The sequence below is a fragment of the Bacteroidales bacterium genome (assembly GCA_014860575.1).
Lineage (GTDB): Bacteria > Bacteroidota > Bacteroidia > Bacteroidales > JAAYJT01 > JAAYJT01.
This window is the reverse complement of record JACZJK010000061.1, coordinates 45,942-63,922: the sequence shown is the minus strand read 5'-3', so window position 1 is coordinate 63,922 and position 17,981 is coordinate 45,942. Positions and strand designations below refer to the sequence as shown.

General features: G+C 42.2%; 12 protein-coding genes. 5 read left to right on the top strand and 7 right to left on the bottom strand.

The window, feature by feature from the left end:
- On the bottom strand, positions 1 to 1,146 hold a 1,146-nt coding region (locus IH597_16460; protein ID MBE0664050.1), incomplete at its 3' end, for a hypothetical protein.
- 261 nt (positions 1,147 to 1,407) lie between these two features.
- The gene (locus IH597_16455; GenBank protein MBE0664049.1) at positions 1,408 to 2,433 is read right to left on the bottom strand and encodes a T9SS type A sorting domain-containing protein; all 1,026 of its coding nucleotides are present in this window, start codon (positions 2,431 to 2,433) and stop codon (positions 1,408 to 1,410) included.
- A gap of 811 nt (positions 2,434 to 3,244) precedes the next feature.
- Between IH597_16455 and IH597_16450 the strand changes: the two genes are divergently transcribed.
- A complete protein-coding gene (locus tag IH597_16450; GenBank protein MBE0664048.1) occupies positions 3,245 to 4,474 on the top strand; it encodes a helix-turn-helix domain-containing protein in 1,230 nt (409 codons plus the stop codon).
- 101 nt (positions 4,475 to 4,575) lie between these two features.
- Here IH597_16450 and hutH read toward each other — a convergent pair whose 3' ends face one another.
- The 3 genes from hutH to ettA all read right to left on the bottom strand — a co-directional run bounded on the left by hutH (position 4,576) and on the right by ettA (position 9,366).
- On the bottom strand, positions 4,576 to 6,102 hold the full coding sequence (gene hutH, locus IH597_16445) for a histidine ammonia-lyase (GenBank protein ID MBE0664047.1): 1,527 nt from the start codon (positions 6,100 to 6,102) through the stop codon (positions 4,576 to 4,578).
- A gap of 48 nt (positions 6,103 to 6,150) precedes the next feature.
- Positions 6,151 to 7,521, bottom strand: coding sequence for a histidine--tRNA ligase (locus IH597_16440; protein MBE0664046.1), 1,371 nt, complete (start codon positions 7,519 to 7,521; stop codon positions 6,151 to 6,153).
- A 168-nt stretch (positions 7,522 to 7,689) separates the two neighbouring features.
- On the bottom strand, positions 7,690 to 9,366 hold the full coding sequence (gene ettA / locus IH597_16435; GenBank protein ID MBE0664045.1) for an energy-dependent translational throttle protein EttA: 1,677 nt from the start codon (positions 9,364 to 9,366) through the stop codon (positions 7,690 to 7,692).
- Between the two features lie 270 nt (positions 9,367 to 9,636).
- On the opposite strand from ettA, the gene IH597_16430 reads away from it, so the two are divergent.
- Positions 9,637 to 10,836: a glycosyltransferase gene (locus IH597_16430; GenBank protein MBE0664044.1), complete on the top strand. Its 1,200-nt coding sequence runs from the start codon at positions 9,637 to 9,639 to the stop codon at positions 10,834 to 10,836.
- A gap of 1 nt (position 10,837) precedes the next feature.
- A complete protein-coding gene (locus tag IH597_16425) occupies positions 10,838 to 12,001 on the top strand; it encodes a glycosyltransferase (protein MBE0664043.1) in 1,164 nt (387 codons plus the stop codon).
- Positions 12,002 to 12,087: 86 nt separating this feature from the next.
- On the opposite strand, the gene gmd is transcribed toward IH597_16425, so the two are convergent.
- Complete coding sequence (gene gmd, locus IH597_16420) at positions 12,088 to 13,104, bottom strand: GDP-mannose 4,6-dehydratase (protein ID MBE0664042.1); 1,017 nt, start codon at positions 13,102 to 13,104, stop codon at positions 12,088 to 12,090.
- A complete protein-coding gene (locus tag IH597_16415; protein ID MBE0664041.1) occupies positions 13,101 to 14,543 on the bottom strand; it encodes an LptF/LptG family permease in 1,443 nt (480 codons plus the stop codon). The genes gmd and IH597_16415 overlap by 4 nt, the downstream gene beginning before the upstream one ends.
- Before the next feature lie 281 nt (positions 14,544 to 14,824).
- Here IH597_16415 and IH597_16410 point away from each other — a divergent pair, with 281 nt between their 5' ends.
- Positions 14,825 to 16,006, top strand: coding sequence for a GNAT family N-acetyltransferase (locus IH597_16410; GenBank protein MBE0664040.1), 1,182 nt, complete (start codon positions 14,825 to 14,827; stop codon positions 16,004 to 16,006).
- Between the two features lie 222 nt (positions 16,007 to 16,228).
- The gene (locus tag IH597_16405; GenBank protein ID MBE0664039.1) at positions 16,229 to 17,767 is read left to right on the top strand and encodes an aromatic amino acid lyase; all 1,539 of its coding nucleotides are present in this window, start codon (positions 16,229 to 16,231) and stop codon (positions 17,765 to 17,767) included.
- The last annotated feature ends 214 nt before the right edge of the window (positions 17,768 to 17,981 follow it).

Sequence of the window (17,981 nt, the reverse complement as noted above, 5' to 3'; positions counted from 1 at the left end):
ACTACCAACATAGTCTGCACTTGCATGATCGCCCCATAAAAAGGCAGTATTCCAGTTGGTGATCTGGCCGGAGGTTATTGTTGAGGCAGCCGACACTCCAAATACAGGATCTGTTTCGGAGATCTGGCCAATGATATTATCGAAATACGCTTTTGTGACAGCATCCTGGTTATTTACAGGATTGGCCATATTTGTGATCCGGCTGCTTCCCGCATTCAATCCTGCATCGGCAGCAATTGTACTTGAAAATGTCTTTGTGCCATTAATGGTTTGATTGCCTGAAGTTGAAACAGCATCAGTAATGCCATAACCACTGATTGTAGTTGGTTTGCCTGTAGTTATTTTGCTCCAGTCAAGATTGGGAATGTCCGAGGCAAGCAAAGCCCTGAATGAGGGTGTTCCAGTGGTCTCGTTTGGTGATGCTAAAACAAGGTTCGCATTCTGAGATGCTAAGTTGGCTGAAATTGTTCCTGAACCTGTGACAGGAGTTCCGGAAACACTGAAAATATTAGGTAGGGCAAGGCCAATTGAAGTAACTGTTCCGACATTCCATGTCCTGTTTGCCGAAAGGTTCTGAGAAATCCCGTTGATGGAGAGAGTTCTTGAACTACCAACATAGTCTGCACTTGCATGATCGCCCCATAGAAATGCAGTATTCCAGTTGGTGATTTGGTCGGAAGTGATGTTTTTGGCAGGGGAACCACCGAAAACTGGGTCGGTCTCTGTTATAGGTGTAGTAATAGATTGGGCGGTATTTGCATGCAAAGCGTATGGCACACTTAGAGCCTGGCTGGTGCCTGAGATAGAATAGTTATTTGATCCGGCAGGATCTGCTTCTGTCTTGATAAAATATGATCCCGAGGCCCAGTTAATGTTTGCAAAAACGCCATTGAGCACAGAGCCCTGCCCTATTGTAAAGCTGACCATACCGTTGGTGTTACTGATAAGGCTATGGGTTTCGGAATAGATTACAGGACCAACTTCTGAGCCCTGAAGTATGCTCACCTTAATTCCGACAGGAGCATTGGTTACTAACCTGTTAAAATTATTTCGAATCACCAACTGGTGGCTGATGCCTTGAGGCGCTTGAGCTATTACACTTAGAACCAACGAAGTGAGGCATATAAAAACAATTAACTTTCTCATAACTTCAATATTTATTTTCTGGGTTGAGCATCAATATGATAGGCACTTTCACTAAAACACACACAATTAATTGGTTTTCAAATTTTAATGATGCCGCAAATCGGTACAAATTTCTTAGTTAGGTTTTATAAATAATCTTCATTACTATTTCAATAAGGTATAATCCAGGTAAATTAACGGACTAACATTGTTCCTTTTCTGTGAGAATTGAGTCCTGTTTTTCGGCTGCTATTCGATTCATAATATCTCAATTAAAAATTATCATCGCTTAGTAATCTTACCAATACTAACTTCTTTATCTCTTAAAACCCTGATTAAATAAATTCCCGGTTGTCTTTCGGCAAGACTAAAGTTGAATAATTTGCCAGTGGGCAATTGGGTGTTACTGATAAGTAAACCCTGTATGGTAAAGATTTCGACTGTGACTGTTGAAAATTCATTGTAATCCAACAATTCAAGTGTGAAATCTCCTGTAGTGGGGTTGGGAAAGACTTTGAAAAAGGTTGTATTTGGTTCAGGTTCAAGTTGGCTAACCGGGATTTCTTCTTCTTCAATAGCGGCTGCTAGTAAGTCTTCAGGATCACTGCAGTAAGTTTCGTCAGTTGTGATCCAGGCATGAAGGCTACCGCCCGCTTCGATTGTCGTACCATCTTTAAAAAGAATACTTTGGCCAGCTATGATATCAACATGGGCTCCAGGTTCAACAATAAAGTATTTCCCAGCACCAGCAACCACAACTGTTTCAATAGCGCTGAAGCAAAGTGTTTCATTTTCTGTAATAATCTGGCTTGGAATTTCAAGGTTGCATGTAACGAGAATGCTGATAGTGTCAGTGCAATAGCTGCCGTCAGTGGTAATCCAGGCATGAAGACTACCTCCCGGTTTTATGGTTGTGCCTTCTTTCAGGAGAATACTCTTGCCTGCAACGAGATCAACATGACCGCCAGGTTCAACAAAAAACTGCTTGCCATCGCCAGCAATAGTAAGAGTTTCAACAGCATTATAGCAAAGCGATTCATATGAATACACATGATTTTCAGCAATTCCATTCGCACATTGTAAAGCTTCCCTGGTTTCAGGCCATCCATGCTGCAAGCCCAATTGCAAACTTCCTTGTGAAGAGAAGTAGTAGCGATAGTCTGTTTGCCCGATGGAATAACTGAATTCTCCACCGGCGCCGCTGGCATCGTTACCCGAGGTGTTAGATCCTTGCTGCGCAACTATATTGGTGGTATTTGCAAAAAGCAAAATACTTAAGATCAGAGTGATTAGTATTTCTTTATACATCCAGTCTTTTTTATAGTGCAGAACCTTTATAAGCTGATAGCCTGTATAAAAAGTGACGGACTTTAATTCTGCCCAATAATTTTGTTTAAGAAAACAAAGCAAAACCAACAAGGTTTAGCTAAGAGTGATAGTTTAATGAGATTAATCGGATTTATTAACAGGCAGAATTCCTGATTACAGGTAACGCAACACCTTAAGCATCCGATCAGTAGGTAGTAAAAATTATGAACTTTGAGTAAGATTAAGGCTAGTCCCCACATTGCCTTTGTTCGTCAAAAAACGTCGCTACTGAATTATTATTGCTCAAATCATTGTGAGGTTTTTTGCAATAAATAAGAGCATAAACATAACATCTTAAATATGAGGTCAAAACAATCAATAAAAAGATCTGGAGGACAAATGAGACAGGCAGGATGGCCGAAATATTACATTATTATGTACCAAATATGGTGAGGATTTTCACAAAATGCTCATTTTTATTGTCTTCTCTATTTAAACCAAGGCCAAAAATCAACGAAAATCAGCCCTTGCAACCTTTAGGAAATGACTCAGCGCTTAAAAAGATGATTTCTGACCACAATACTAAACCTTTCAGCTTATTTTTATCGATATCTATGAGGCAATTTAGGCGTCAAATTGAAAATTTACTGCTGAGATATAGTCAATTTATTTTACGAATTCCTGTAAAAATCCTACGAATAATAAATAAACTGCTTCACTTATACATTGTATTTTGATCGTAATTAATAATTACTGTATTTTTACACCGGGAAATGAATATCCATCCATCAGGAGAAAACTACTACCAGATATGCTTAAAGAATTATTACTCTTTACTGAGGCTCATACTAAGTGGGTTTATGTAATTCTTGTTTATCAATCTTTTCTTTTTTCGCTACTACTCTATTTCTATGGTAAGTGGACACAAAGCAGGCCCAAGCGTTATCTTTCCCTGTTTATGCTATTCTCGGGCATTGTGTTTATGGCTTTCATGTTCCGTCAAACCGGCAGGCCACTATTAGGCGATTTCTTTCTTTTGATCCTTCCCGGGGGTTTCTTATTCCTGATGCCATTGATATATTTATATTTCAGATCACTGGTATCAGCTAAGTTCAATATAGACCGCAAAGAATTCCTTCATTTTGCACCTGCAATATTTATAGCAGCCTTAAATGCATTGCTTGTTTTTATTAATTACGCAGATCTCACCCACAATATCAACGCATCAGCAAAGCCAGCGTTTTTTAAGAATTTATCCCTTTTATTGCTTCTTCTTCAGTTTTTCTTTTACACATATAAAATTCTTAGTTTGCTGATACGCAATAAGGATGTGATTTACAAGTGCTTTGTATATCCCAGGAATAGCAAAATCAAATGGCTGGTATTGCTTTCATTATCATTTGGCCTTTATTCGCTTGTGCTAAGTTTAATGGTCATTTATGATGCCTTACCATTAGGTCTTGATCGTGCAGCTGAGTCTTTGCCATATAGTGTTGTATTTATTGCGCTCACAATGTTTATAGGTGTTTGCGGAATCAGCCAGCAGGAACTAAAAATCAGTGTTTCCAGACTTATGCTCATTGAACCATTAAAGCAAGAAACTCCTGAAATAACTTTAAATCAACCCGTTACCAGTCATATATCCAATGGAAATGGAAACGGAAACGGAAATGGTCATTCACAGCAGCTTTCAGAGAAGAAGAAAGAAGAACTCATTAGCCAGATAGAAACCATTATGAGTGAGAAAGCATATAGAGATCCGCATTGCAGTATTGATGTTATTGCAAAGAAAATTGGTTCAAACAGTAAATATGTATCACAAGTAATCAACGATAAGCTTGGCTGCTCTTTCACCAATTATGTAAACGATTTGCGCATCCGGGAAGCACAAAAAATTCTTTCAGAACGGAAGTCGGAACGCTATTCAATTGAAGGTGTTGGTATCATGGTTGGCTTCCAGTCAAAATCCACATTCAACACCCAGTTTAAAAAATTTACCAGTATGACCCCAACTGAATTTCTTAAAACTGTCAAAGGTTGATTTGCAAAGTTATCAAAAGCCTATCATCAAAAATCAAATTGATAACACTAATTGAGCATTAGTAATTACCGAAGTCCTGACCAGGGTTTCTAATACTCGTCTTACAACCGATATTTGTCAGTATCTTCACCCGGAAGTTCAATATTAATCTCGTTAAGAAATTCAATAGATCTTGCGATGTCATCGTACATCACAATATCGTTCTGAACAAACTTTACTTTTTTACGGTAAGCCTCAATAAATCGTTCCAAAACAGCAGAGGTTTTTAATGGCTTTCGAAAATCAAATGCCTGCGCAGCATTGTATAATTCAATAGCAAGAATCCGTCGCAGGTTATCAAGAACCTGTAAGGTTTTTGTAGCTGCATTGGCGCCCATGCTCACATGGTCTTCTTGTCCCTGGGAGGATTCAATTGTGTCAACTGAAGCAGGAGTGCAAAGTTGTTTGTTCCTGCTTACAAGAGAAGCCGCAGTGTATTGCGGGATCATAAAACCCGAGTTAAGACCGGGGTTCGCAACCAGGAAATGAGGCAATTCCCGTTTGCCCGCGAGTAACTGATAGGTTCGCCGCTCAGCAATGCTGCCAAGCTCAGCTGCAGCAATGCAAAGATTGTCCAGCGCCAGCGCCAGCGGCTGGCCGTGGAAATTACCCGCAGAAATTACAAGATCCTCATCCGGGAAAATAGTTGGGTTATCAGTCACTGAATTTATCTCTTTTCTGAACACATAAGAAACATAGTTGATGGAATCCTTGCTCGCTCCATGAACCTGTGGAATACAGCGAAATGAATACGGATCCTGCACATGCGCTTTTGCTCTCGCCATCATTTCACTGCCCTCAAGAAGTGAACGTATTCTGCGGGCTGTTTTAATCTGTCCCTTGTGCGGCCGGATTTGCTGTATCAACTCATGAAATGGCTCAATACGGCCATCGAAAGCATCAAGGGAAATGGCCGCAATAATGTCAGCAAGACGTGAGAGTCGGAAAATCGTTAGACAATTAAACACTCCATAAGCGCTCATAAACTGGGTTCCGTTCAGCAGCGCCAGGCCTTCTTTTGATTTTAGCTCAATGGGTTTCCAGCCAAATTCGTCCATCACGACCGATGTTTGTTGTTTTTTTCCTTTGAACCAAACTTCGCCCATGCCCAGCAATGGCAACGACATATGGGCCAGTGGAGCCAAATCCCCCGAAGCGCCTAAAGAACCGAATTCATAAACCACGGGTATGACATCATTATTGAAAAAATCAATCAACCGTTGAACGGTTTCTAATTGAACGCCACTGTGGCCGTAAGAAAGCGATTGCACTTTCAGCAATAACATAAGTTTTGCGATCACAACAGGTATCTCATTGCCGGTGCCACAGGCATGCGACATAACAAGATTTTTTTGCAGATCCGAAAGATCTTCTTTTGGTATTTTCACATCACAGAGTGCACCGAAGCCGGTATTAACGCCGTAAATCGGTTCATCCGAAGTTTCCATTTTCCGATCAAGGTAATCCCGGCATTTAATAATCCGGGCTTTTGATGACTCATCAAGTGCAAGCTGAATCTTGTTTTTCAGTATTTCCTCGATGCGTTCGAAATCGAGTAGTTCGTCGGATATATAATGTATATTTTTCATATTTTGATTTGGAACTAAAAAACACAGATCATTCTGTTGTATAAAAGATCAGGTTGCTACAATCGTTTTCATTAAGTTATCGAAACCAGATACAATAGTTTGCTCTCCCGTTTTCATATCTTTCAGATTGATCACTCCATTCTTGATTTCCTCATCTCCGATAATTGCCACGTATGGGATCTGCAGGGAATCAGCGTAGGAAAATTGCTTTTTCATTTTTGCTTCATCGGGGTAGATGATTGCTGAGATGCCTTTTGCTCTAAGTTGCTGAATTAGCTTCATACATGTGGCAACGCTCTCCCCTCCAAAATTCACAAATAGTATTTTAATGGAATCAGCCAGGTTTTCAGGAAACTGATCCAACTCAGCCAGCACATCATAAATGCGTTCGGCTCCGAAGGAAACACCCACTCCCGAAACTCCCGGCAATCCAAAAATGCCCGTTAGATCATCGTAGCGGCCACCTCCGCAGATACTTCCCATTTGTACATCCAGCGCTTTTACTTCTATGATAGCGCCGGTATAATAATTGAGTCCCCGAGCCAAAGATGGTCCGACAATAATTTCAGTATTCAGTTGAAGGTTCTTAAGATAGGAGAATACAGTTTCCAATTCTTCAATTCCTTTCAAACCAATTTCGGAACCTTGAACAACTGTTTTCAAAGCTTCAAGAACCTCAATATTACTACTGCGAAGCTCAAGCACAGGAATAAGTTTACCAATTGCTCCCTCATCAAGCCCCAGTGTTCGAAGCTCATTTAATACTCCTTCAATTCCGATTTTTTCAAGTTTATCAATGGCCACAGTGAACGGGATAAGCTGATCGCCAATGCCAAGCACCTGGGCAATTCCTGCCAATACCTTGCGATTGTTGATCTGCACCTGAACCCGAATTCCAAGGCGCTGAAAAATATCATCAATGATTTGAATGAGTTCAACCTCATTTAATAATGAGTCACTGCCGATTACATCCACATCGCACTGAAAAAACTCCCGGTAACGGCCTTTTTGTGGACGATCGGCGCGCCAAACCGGCTGAATCTGGTAGCGTTTGAACGGAAAGGTGATCTCGTTGCGATGCTGCACAACAAAGCGCGCAAAAGGAACTGTCAGGTCGTAGCGCAATCCCTTTTCACAAATTTTTGATGCCAGGCTATTGATATTCTTTTCAACCAATTCTTCATCGCTTACACCTGAAAGAAAATCGCCGGAGTTCAAAATCCGGAATAAAAGTTTGTCGCCTTCATCACCATATTTACCCAACAGTGTTGAAAGATTTTCCATGGCCGGTGTTTCAATGGGCTGATAGCCATACAACCTGAAAACCGACCGGATTGTATCAAAAATGTAATTCCGCCTGATGGTTTCGAGCGGCAAAAAGTCTCTTGTTCCTTTGGGTATGGAAGGTTTGTTTGTCATCTATTTCACTGGTTTGAGTTGGCGACAAAGGTAAGTATTTGTGCAGTATCTACCAGGGCTGCCATCCCCTCGTACCTCGGGGCTTGCATCCCTCTCCATCACTCCATCACTCCATTACTCCAAACCATCCAACTAACCAATCAACCAATTAACCAATTAACAAACCCTCTATTTCACCAGCTTCTTAAACCTTATCCTCTTCGGGCCTTCATCACCGAGGCGTTTGTGCTTGTTTTCCTCGTATTCGGTGTAGCCGCCTTCAAAGAAATACACCTGTGAATTACCTTCGAACGCCAGGATATGCGTGGCAATGCGGTCGAGGAACCAGCGATCGTGAGAGATAACCATGGCACAGCCTGCAAAATTCTCCAATCCTTCCTCGAGGGCACGTAAGGTGTTCACATCAATATCGTTGGTAGGTTCATCGAGCAATAGTACGTTTGCTTCGGAGCGCAGCGTGAGAGCTAGATGTAAGCGATTGCGCTCACCTCCAGACAGAACTTTGGCCTTTTTAGCCTGATCAGAACCAGAAAAATTGAAGCGGGAAACATACGCCCTGGAATTCATTTGCCGGCCTCCGAGATTGATATGCTCATGTTCGCCACTGATGATCTGCCAAACATCTTTCTCCGGGTCAATTTCGGCATGGGCTTGATCCACATAACCAATCTTCACAGTTTCGCCCACGATAAATTCGCCGGTATCGGGTTTTTCCTGACCCATCATCAACCTGAAGAGGGTTGTTTTACCGGCTCCATTGGGCCCAATAATACCAACAATACTTGCAGGTGGAATTAAAAGGTTCAGATTTTCAAAAAGCAGTTTGTCGCCATACGATTTTGAAACGCCTACCGATTCGATCACTTTTCCTCCAAGCCTGGGGCCATTCGGGATAAATATCTCAAGCCGCTCTTCTTTTTGCTTTACATCTTCGCCAAGCATGCGTTCATAAGCCGATAAACGCGCTTTTGATTTTGCGTGCCTCGCTTTGGGTGACATCCTCACCCATTCCAGCTCGCGTTCAAGTGTTTTCCGGCGGCGGCTTTGCGTTTTTTCTTCCTGGGCCAGGCGTGTGGTTTTTTGATCGAGCCATGAGCTGTAATTTCCTTTCCACGGAATTCCTTCGCCACGATCCAGTTCCAATATCCAACCAGCTACATTATCAAGAAAATAGCGGTCGTGGGTAACGGCAATCACAGTTCCTTTGTATTGCTTCAGGTATTGCTCAAGCCATTCAACTGATTCGGCATCCAGATGGTTTGTAGGTTCATCAAGGAGCAGGATATCGGGTTCGGACAATAAAAGTCGGCAAAGCGCAACCCTACGACGTTCACCTCCTGAAAGGTTTTTAACAGGCGCTTCACCTTCGGGGCATCTCAATGCCTCCATAGCGCGCTCAAGTTTGGTGTCCAGTTCCCAGGCATCATGATGTTCAAGCAATTCAGTAAGTTCGCCCTGGCGCTGGATCAACTTATCCATCTCATTATCGCTCATTGGTTCGGCAAAACGATTGTTCACCTCCTCATATTCCTTAAGCAGGTTCACTACTTCCTGAACCCCTTCTTCAACGATTTCCTTAACGGTTTTTGAATTATCAAGTATGGGTTCCTGCTCAAGCAATCCCACCGAATAACCCGGAGAATAAACCACCTCGCCCAGGTAGGATTTATCCAGCCCTGCTATGATTTTGAGTAAAGTTGATTTTCCAGAACCATTTAATCCGATGATCCCGATTTTTGCTCCATAGAAAAATGAAAGGTAGATGTCTTTTAATATCTGTTTGTTGGGCGGGATTAGTTTGCCAACGCCTACCATTGAGAAAATGATTTTTTTGTCGTCGCTCATATTATAAGATGTATTAAATGTTTATCGTTTGGGAGTTTAGTGTGTTTAGAGGTTTGGAGAGTTTAGAAGTTTAGAATGTTTAGGGGTTCAGGCCATTTGGGTGTTGCTCATGTTAGCCAGCTATGAATAATTATTCTGGGGTGCAAAGCTATGAAATCAGAATGAGCCTTTGATCGGGTTTTTGTAGGTTAAGTATTTGCGGGTTCAGAAATTCAAATCATATTACTAAGTTTGCAGCGCGGAAGCACAAACTTACCCCATCCAGGAAGTATGAAAATTCTGATGCTAAGCAATAAAATGCCATATCCTCCCAAAGACGGAGGTTCCATTGCCACGTTGAGCATTGCAAAATCTTTCGCCGATCTCGGGCATAATGTTACCATGCTGGTAATGAATACTTCCAAGCATTATTTTAACTTAAATGATGTTCCATCAGAAATTTCGAAGAAAATTGAGTTTATTGGTGTTGATGTGAACACTGACGTATCGCCAGTGGCTGCACTTAAAAACCTACTTACCAGTTCTATTCCTTATAATGCGCAGCGATTTATTTCTGAAACATACGATCAAAAGCTCGCTGAGCTACTTCAATCCAGGACTTTTCATGTCATTCACCTCGAAAGCCCTTACCTTGGACCTTATATCCGGACCATCCGGAAACATACAACCGCGCTGGTAAGCATGCGTCCTCAAAATGTCGAGCATGAAATCTGGCAACGTACAGCTGCTTTAACAGGAGGCTTCAAGGGATTATACCTGGCTAATCTTGCTAAAAGGGTCAAACGGTTTGAAGTTGCCATGCTCAACAATTATGATGTAATGGTTCCAATCACAAAACGTGATGGGGAACTGTTTGTCAAACTGGGCTGCAAAATCCCGATTCATGTGTCGCCAACAGGAATCAATGCCGGTGCTTTTAAGCCTGATTTCAGAAATATCGGCTTCCCGTCACTGTTCCATTTGGGCGCCCTCGATTGGCCTCCAAACCAGGAAGGGCTGAAATGGTTTTTTTCAAAAGTTTGGCCACGGATACTGGTTGAATTTCCTGATCTGAAATTTTACCTCGCCGGAAGAAATGCCCCTCCGCATTTCTCAAAATTTTCAGAACCCAATGTTGAATTCCTGGGTGAAGTTGAAAATGCCCAGAACTTCATTCGTTCAAAAGCTATCATGATTGTGCCGCTGCTTTCGGGAAGCGGTATGCGGATCAAGATCATTGAAGGCATGGCTATGGGAAAAGCTATAATCACAACATCTATCGGGCGTGAAGGCATTGAAATAACATCTGGAAAGGAAATGATGGTGGCCGATAATCCTGAGGAATTCCTTGTGGCAGTGAGGTTTCTACTTTCGGGTCAGGAAAGAGTGGTTGAGATGGGCCGAAAAGCCGCTTCATTTATAAACCAACACTACGACAATCTGAAGATCGTACAGGAATTGAGCGCGTTTTATCAAAAACACCTACCCTGACATGGTGATATTGTTTTGGCTTTCGGTTTTCCTTGTAGTTTTTAGCTATGCTCTTTATCCACTGTTGCTGAAATTGCTGGTGAGTGGGAAAAAGCCAAATCAGCTTTTGTACAATGATGCGGCCCTGCCTTTTGTTTCAGTTATCATAGCTGCTTTTAATGAAGAAAGCGTCATCAAGGAAAAAATGTTCAGCGTGTTGCAAAGCAATTACCCCAAGGACCGGCTTGAAATTCTCGTTGGCTCCGATGCTTCAACCGATCAGACAATCCCAATCGTTAAAGAATTAAGCACCAATCATTCACTCATCAGCTATTTTGATTTTACAGATCGCCGTGGCAAGCCATCGGTTGTGAACGATCTGGTAAGTAGATCGAAAGGAGAAATTCTGGTTCTCACTGATGCCAATGTTTTCTTTTCCGAAGACACATTGATTCAACTAATCCGGCATTTCAGGAATCCTGAAATCGGGCTTGTTGACTCACATATGGTAAACATGGGTCTCAAAAAGGAAGGCATTTCATACCAGGAGAAAGCATATATATCCCGTGAAGTAAAAGTGAAACATATGGAAAGCCTTGTATGGGGCACCATGATGGGGCCTTTTGGCGGATGTTACGCAATACGGCGGGAGGATTACAGCGATGTGCCACCCCATTCGCTGGTTGATGATTTTTATATCAATATGAAGGTGATTGAAAAAGGTAAAAAGGCTGTAAATGAACTTGAAGCCATTGTTTACGAAGATGTTTCTAACAGTTTGCGCGACGAGTTCAGGAGAAAAATCCGCATAGCTACCGGTAATTTTCAGAACCTGCGGCGGTTCGGGCATTTACTGTGGCCTCCGTGGAGTGGAACCGGTTTCGCCTTTCTATCGCACAAGGTGCTTCGCTGGTTCGGGCCTATTTTTCTGATCCTGGCTTTGCTCAGCAATATTCCACTGGCATTGCAAAGCGATTTCTATGCACTGACCCTGGCAGGACAATTATTATTAATGTTTGTGATTCCGGTCTGCGATTGGGTTCTCAGGAAATTGAACATTCACATTTCGCTGTTACGCCTCATTTTACATTTCTATTCTATGAACCTTGCTTTGCTTTTTGGCATGTTCAGGTACATGAAAGGTGTGAAGACGGGCGTTTGGAAACCAACGCCACGCAACCAGTAAGCTAGTTCAATTCAAAATTCTTGATTTCAGATTTTGGCCTACTGCCACTTGCTAACTGGAAACTGGAAACTGCCAACTCTTTAGTCTTATTTATTCTTCTCCAGGTCTGATTTGAGCATCAGTTCTGCAAGCTCATTGAACCGAACTTTGGGTTCCCAACCCAGTTCGCGCTTTGCCTTTGAATAATCGCCAATAAGAAATTCAACTTCGGCAGGACGATAAAATTCCGGGTTAACTTTAACCAGTACCTTACCTGTTTTTGAATCCCGGCCGGTTTCTCTCTCACCCTGCCCTTCCCATTCAATTTCCTTTCCAATAAACTGAAAACAAACCTCAATCCATTCCCTTACGGAATGTGATTCGTTGGTGGCAAGAACAAAATTATCAGGTTTATCGGCTTGCATCATCATCCACATACCTTCAACAAAATCCTTTGCAAAGCCCCAGTCGCGTTTAACGTCCATGTTGCCAATGTCAAAATAATTCTGTTTCCCATGATAAATTTTCGCGATGGCATCGGTAATTTTCCGGGTTACAAATTCAACACCCCGGAGTGGCGATTCATGATTGAATAAGATGCCGGTAGTGCCAAATATATTGTAGGATTCGCGGTAGTTTATAGTCATCCAATGCCCGTAAAGTTTGGCTACGGCGTAAGGACTGCGGGGATAAAAAGGTGTATTTTCATTTTGCGGGAACTCCCTTGCCTGACCAAATAACTCAGAAGTTGAAGCCTGGTAGAACCTAATTCCCGGATCTACAATTCTGACGGCCTCAAGCAAGTTCGTTACTCCCATTCCGGTAACATTTCCTGTAAGGATCGGATTTTTGAAAGAATGGGCCACGAAACTCTGGGCTCCAAGATTATAAACCTCGGTTGGCCTCACTTCCCTGATGATGCGGGTGAGATTGCTGGCGTCGAGCAGGTCGGTTTCAACAAGGTGAAGTTTGCGGGAAATTCCCAATTCTTCGAGGCGGCAGAAATTGGGTGTGCTTAACCTCCGGAAGCCACCAACAACCTTATAATCTTTTTCAAGCAACATTTCGGCGAGATAGGCGCCATCCTGACCGGTAATTCCAGTAATAAATGCAATTTTCTTCATGCTGATGTTTTTATATTTTCTGAACTATTTTTATCCCTTTTGCGAAAAATCTTTCCCCATGCATCGGAATCCATGAGCGGCGAATCGGTAACAGCTTTATACGTAAGCCAGATGCCCAGCGGCAAAAAAAGCGCCGACGACAACCACATACCAACCCAGGGGTCCATCACCCCGGTTCTCACATATTTATCGCCTGTGGTTGATGCAATATGGAACAATACAAATAATAAGGTAGAAACCACTAGTGGCAATCCTAATCCACCTTTACGGATAATAGCTCCTAAAGGCGCGCCGACGAAGAATAATATCAGGCAGGCAACAGACAGAGTATATTTGCGGTGCCATTCAATATAATGCCTGCGGATATGCCTGAGCTGCCCCGAAAAACTTGATTTTGTGCCTTCGAGTGTAGATTTCACTGCACGGGCTGAATTCATTGCAGCTTCTATTGCTTTCTGTCGTTCTTCATGATTGATCCCGGCAATAAAATCGCCGTGAAACACAAGCGTGGAATCCGGTTTTACAATCTTGGTTGAATCGAGGCGTGAAAAGTAATAATAGTTTTGACCCATGGTTTTTGCGAAATTTTCACGGCGCTGAACGAACAAGTTGGTAAGCGAATCGCGGGAATATTCAAGCTGTCGGAGGTTGAACATCTGGTAATTGTGCCTGAAAAGATCCTCGTCAGTTCTGTTGAGTTCAAAGCCAGACAAATCAAATCGTCTCACTTCTTTATCAAAACCCATCCTGAGGAAGGGGGAGTTTTCCGGATCGCTGCGATCGGGCTTATCATCATAACTATAACCGTTATTCAGCGTAAGAATCAGAAACCGTCCGTCGGGTGTTTGCTCCATAGTTCCCCATTCTGCGAGGGTAACAGTGGTATTGCCCATGGCATCGGTGTGGTCGTAAATCATCACATCACGGATGGTTTTCCCGTCATTTTCCTTGTTACCTACCCTGATCACATACCCCTCAAGGCCATCGTAATAAATACCTTCTTTTATATTGAACGCCAGTTTCTGTTGCCGCACATCGTAGAGAATTGAGCGGAACTTAAGGTTCGCAATAGGCAATACAATATTGGAAAAATAGAATGCTCCAATGCCAATAGCCACTGATAAAAAAATCAACGGGGTCATCACCCGGCGAAGCGAAACGCCTGCAGCTTTGGTGGCAACAAGTTCATAATGTTCACCGAGGTTCCCAAAAGTCATGAGCGAGGATAGCAAAATTGCCAGCGGAAGCGCCATTGGCACAAATGTGGAAGATGCATAAAACATCAGCTCGGCCACCACATTCCAGGGCAAACCCTTTCCGACCAGGTCATCAACATACTTCCACACAAACTGCATCAATAGAACAAAAATAGCAATGAAGAAAGTCAGCACCAATGGGCCGATGTATGCTTTCAGTAACAAAAAATCAATTTTCTTCATTATGAGATTTCAGATTCACAATTTCACGATTTCAGCTGTTGAGGATTGGAATTGCCTTAGGGTTGTTTAAACGTTAATGAAACCGATCATCTATCAATATTTGCTGCCCAAATTAAAGTTTAGGGCCGAAAAAAATCGCTGCAAATTTAACCATTTAATAACAGGCAATTCTCAAATGCTTAGTCAGAAAATATTATTGAGAATACTTGGAATAACGGGAATGTTATATATTTGCGTATAATCCTGCTGATTTTGCTAGCCTGTAAACCAACACCATCTTCATGCAAATAATACAAGTTGCTGATCGTAAAACAATTAAGCAGTTTCATGAAACTATAAGGGTAATTTATAGCCACGACCCTAATTTTGTTTGCCCCCTGGATGCCGATATCGAAAGCATCTTTAACCCTGACAAAAACACGTTTTTTAATAACGGTGATGCCTGCCGTTGGATATTGAAGGACGATCATGGCAAATTGATTGGCCGCGTTGCAGCATTTTACAACTGGGCAAAAGCGAACAAATATGAACAGCCAACAGGTGGTATGGGATTTTTTGAATGCATTGATAACCAGGAAGCTGCCTTCCTGTTATTTGATACTTGCAAAAACTGGCTCGAAAAAGCCGGGCTCGAAGCCATGGACGGCCCCATTAATTTCGGGGAAAACGAAAGCTATTGGGGATTGCTGGTAGAAGGTTTTGATAACCCAAGCTACGGCATGAACTATCACCTGCCTTATTACAAGAAATTTTTTGAAGCTTATGGGTTCTATAATTTCTTCGAACAAATCACCAACAAGCTTGACCTCACTAAAAAATTCCCTGAGCGTTTCTGGAAGATTGCCGATTGGATCAGGCAAAAACCAGGTTTCAAATATGAAAATTTCAGTTCGGCAAATGCTGAAAAATACCTGAAAGATGTTAAAGAAATATATGACCAGGCATGGGTTTACCATGAACACTTTACACCGCTTGACCTAGATGTGCTGAGAAAAGAATTTAAACAGGCAAAACATATCCTTGATGAAGAATTTATCTGGTTTGTTTATCATGATGATAAGCCTGTTGCTTTCCTGGTCATGCTACCGGATGCCAACCAGTTACTGAAACATTTTAATGGAAAAATGAATTTGTTCGATAAACTCCGGTTCCTTAACATCAAACGCAAAATCAAATATACCAAAGCCCGTATAACGGTGATGGGTGTAATTCCACGCTTTCAGCGGTATGGTATTGAATCGGCAATTTTCTGGCACATGGATAAGATGATGCAGCACAAACCCAGCTACAAAGAAGTTGAACTTGCCTGGGTGGGCGACTTCAACCCAAAGATGCAGGCACTTCATGCTGCTGTTGAGAGCACTTTTTCAAAACGCCATATCACTTACAGGAAATTATTTAAGGAAGGTGTAGGAAAAAGAGCAGGTGTAATTCCGGCGGATAACAGGACGAAGGGGAGTTGAGGATTGAGAATGAGAGAAAAGGAGAAAGTGAGAAATGACAAAGGGACGAGGGACGAGTGGCAAGAAATAAGAGATAAGAGACAAGAGACAAGAAACAAGAATCAAGAAACAACGAACAAGCAATCAGTAACCTGCAATCAGCAACCTGCAACAAGCAACCAGTAACACAAAACATTGAACTTTGAACTTTGAACCTATAACATTGAACTAAAATTTACATTCATGACCCTCATCATCAACGGAAACAATCTGACCATCGAAGACCTTGTAAAAGTAGCAAGGCATCACGAAAAAATTGAACTGCATCCTGATGCTATTTCCCGCATCAACACCTGTCGTGAGATGCTTGAAAGAAAAATCGTCGCCAAAGAAATTATGTATGGCGTAAATACAGGTATTGGAGAATTTTCGGAAGTTGTGCTCAACGACGACCAGGTGAAAGATTTTCAGAAATATCTTGTGTATAACCATGCCGCAGGAATAGGTGACCCCATGCCCGAAGAATGGGTAAGGGCTGCTATGGTAAGCCGTGTAAATGTTCATGCGCATGGCAATTCAGGTTGCAGGCTTGAAATTACTCAAACACTGGTGGATATGCTTAATAAAGGAGTAACTCCCCATGTTTGCGAAAAGGGATCGGTAGGAGCTTGCGGCGACCTTGCACCAATGTCGCAGATTGCATTATTGATGATGGGTGAAGGTCATGCATTTTATAAAGGAGAATTACTTGATGGCAAAGAAGCGCTGGATCGCGCCGGGATTCCGGTTCCTGGTTTGCTTGCCCGCGATGGGCTTGCAACCATCAACGGCTCTAATGTATTAACAGGCATGAGCGCCATCATGTTGTACGACACCAACCGCTGGCTCAAGCAAGCAGAGATTGCATGCGCCATGACACTTGAAGCGCTCAAAGCCAACTTTGGTCCTTATAACCACAGGATTCATGAAGTCAGAGGTTTCCCGGGAGCAGTAAGAAGCGCAGCAGCAATCCGCAAAGTAGCTGCCGGTGGCGATTTGATTGAAAAACGCATGAAAGTAAAGGTTCAGGATGCTTACTCCATGCGTTCGACGCCGCAAGTAATTGGTGCTGCACACGATGCCGTTGCCTGGGCGAAAAAACAGGTTGAGATAGAATTAAACGGAGTTGGTGATAATCCTATATTTTTCCCTGAAGAAAACATTCAGCTTTCAGGCGCTAATTTCCAGGGTTCCCCTGTTTGTTTGCCAATGGATATGATTGGAGCGGCAGTTACTATGGTCAGTGTTCTATCCGAACGCAGGATGAACCGCCTGAACAATCCGGCGCTAAGTGTAGGTTTGCCTCCATTTTTAACCAAAGGTGCTGGAATGTTCAGCGGACTGATGTTGAGCCAATACACAGCCGATATGCAAATTGTTGAACAACGCATACTTTCGATGCCGGCAAGTATTCAGTCAATTCCTGCCGCTGCTGATCAGGAAGATTTTGTTTCTATGGGCATGAATACTGCATTAAAAAACTTCAAAATCCTGGACAATGCTTACGGAATTCTTGGCATTGAATTCATGGCTGCAGCACAGGCACTCGACCTGAGGGAGAAATACGAAACACCTTATTTATACGGCACAGGAACCAATAAAGCTCGTGAAGTGATCAGGCGCTATGTTGAATACCTTGATATTGACCGCCCACTCTTTCCTGATCACAACAAAATGAAGTCGTTGGTAAAGTCAAACGAGATTTTACAAGATGTTGAAACCCATATTGGTGAACTTGAATAATTTAAATCACTCTCGAATTAGCGTAATCCCAGAATAGGTAGCTGTTATTCAATTATTAAGCAAAGATTATTTTTTTGTTAAATATTGTTAATAAATTATATCTTTGTCCTAATTTAGCAGTCGGATTCATATAGGCATTCCCACTAAATTGGTAATCTATAGCAATGTTTCACCAAATACATATTCATGAACAAACGAGCAATTCAATTTAATC

What these genes read in the sequence shown, in the direction of transcription:
- IH597_16455 (MBE0664049.1), bottom strand. Translation starts at nt 2,433, where the DNA reads ATGTATAAAGAAATACTAATCACTCTGATCTTAAGTATTTTGCTTTTT.
- IH597_16405 (MBE0664039.1), top strand. Translation starts at nt 16,229, where the DNA reads ATGACCCTCATCATCAACGGAAACAATCTGACCATCGAAGACCTTGTA.
- IH597_16425 (MBE0664043.1), top strand. Translation starts at nt 10,838, where the DNA reads ATGGTGATATTGTTTTGGCTTTCGGTTTTCCTTGTAGTTTTTAGCTAT.
- hutH (MBE0664047.1), bottom strand. Translation starts at nt 6,102, where the DNA reads ATGAAAAATATACATTATATATCCGACGAACTACTCGATTTCGAACGC.
- IH597_16415 (MBE0664041.1), bottom strand. Translation starts at nt 14,543, where the DNA reads ATGAAGAAAATTGATTTTTTGTTACTGAAAGCATACATCGGCCCATTG.
- IH597_16430 (MBE0664044.1), top strand. Translation starts at nt 9,637, where the DNA reads ATGAAAATTCTGATGCTAAGCAATAAAATGCCATATCCTCCCAAAGAC.
- IH597_16440 (MBE0664046.1), bottom strand. Translation starts at nt 7,521, where the DNA reads ATGACAAACAAACCTTCCATACCCAAAGGAACAAGAGACTTTTTGCCG.
- gmd (MBE0664042.1), bottom strand. Translation starts at nt 13,104, where the DNA reads ATGAAGAAAATTGCATTTATTACTGGAATTACCGGTCAGGATGGCGCC.
- IH597_16410 (MBE0664040.1), top strand. Translation starts at nt 14,825, where the DNA reads ATGCAAATAATACAAGTTGCTGATCGTAAAACAATTAAGCAGTTTCAT.
- IH597_16450 (MBE0664048.1), top strand. Translation starts at nt 3,245, where the DNA reads ATGCTTAAAGAATTATTACTCTTTACTGAGGCTCATACTAAGTGGGTT.
- ettA (MBE0664045.1), bottom strand. Translation starts at nt 9,366, where the DNA reads ATGAGCGACGACAAAAAAATCATTTTCTCAATGGTAGGCGTTGGCAAA.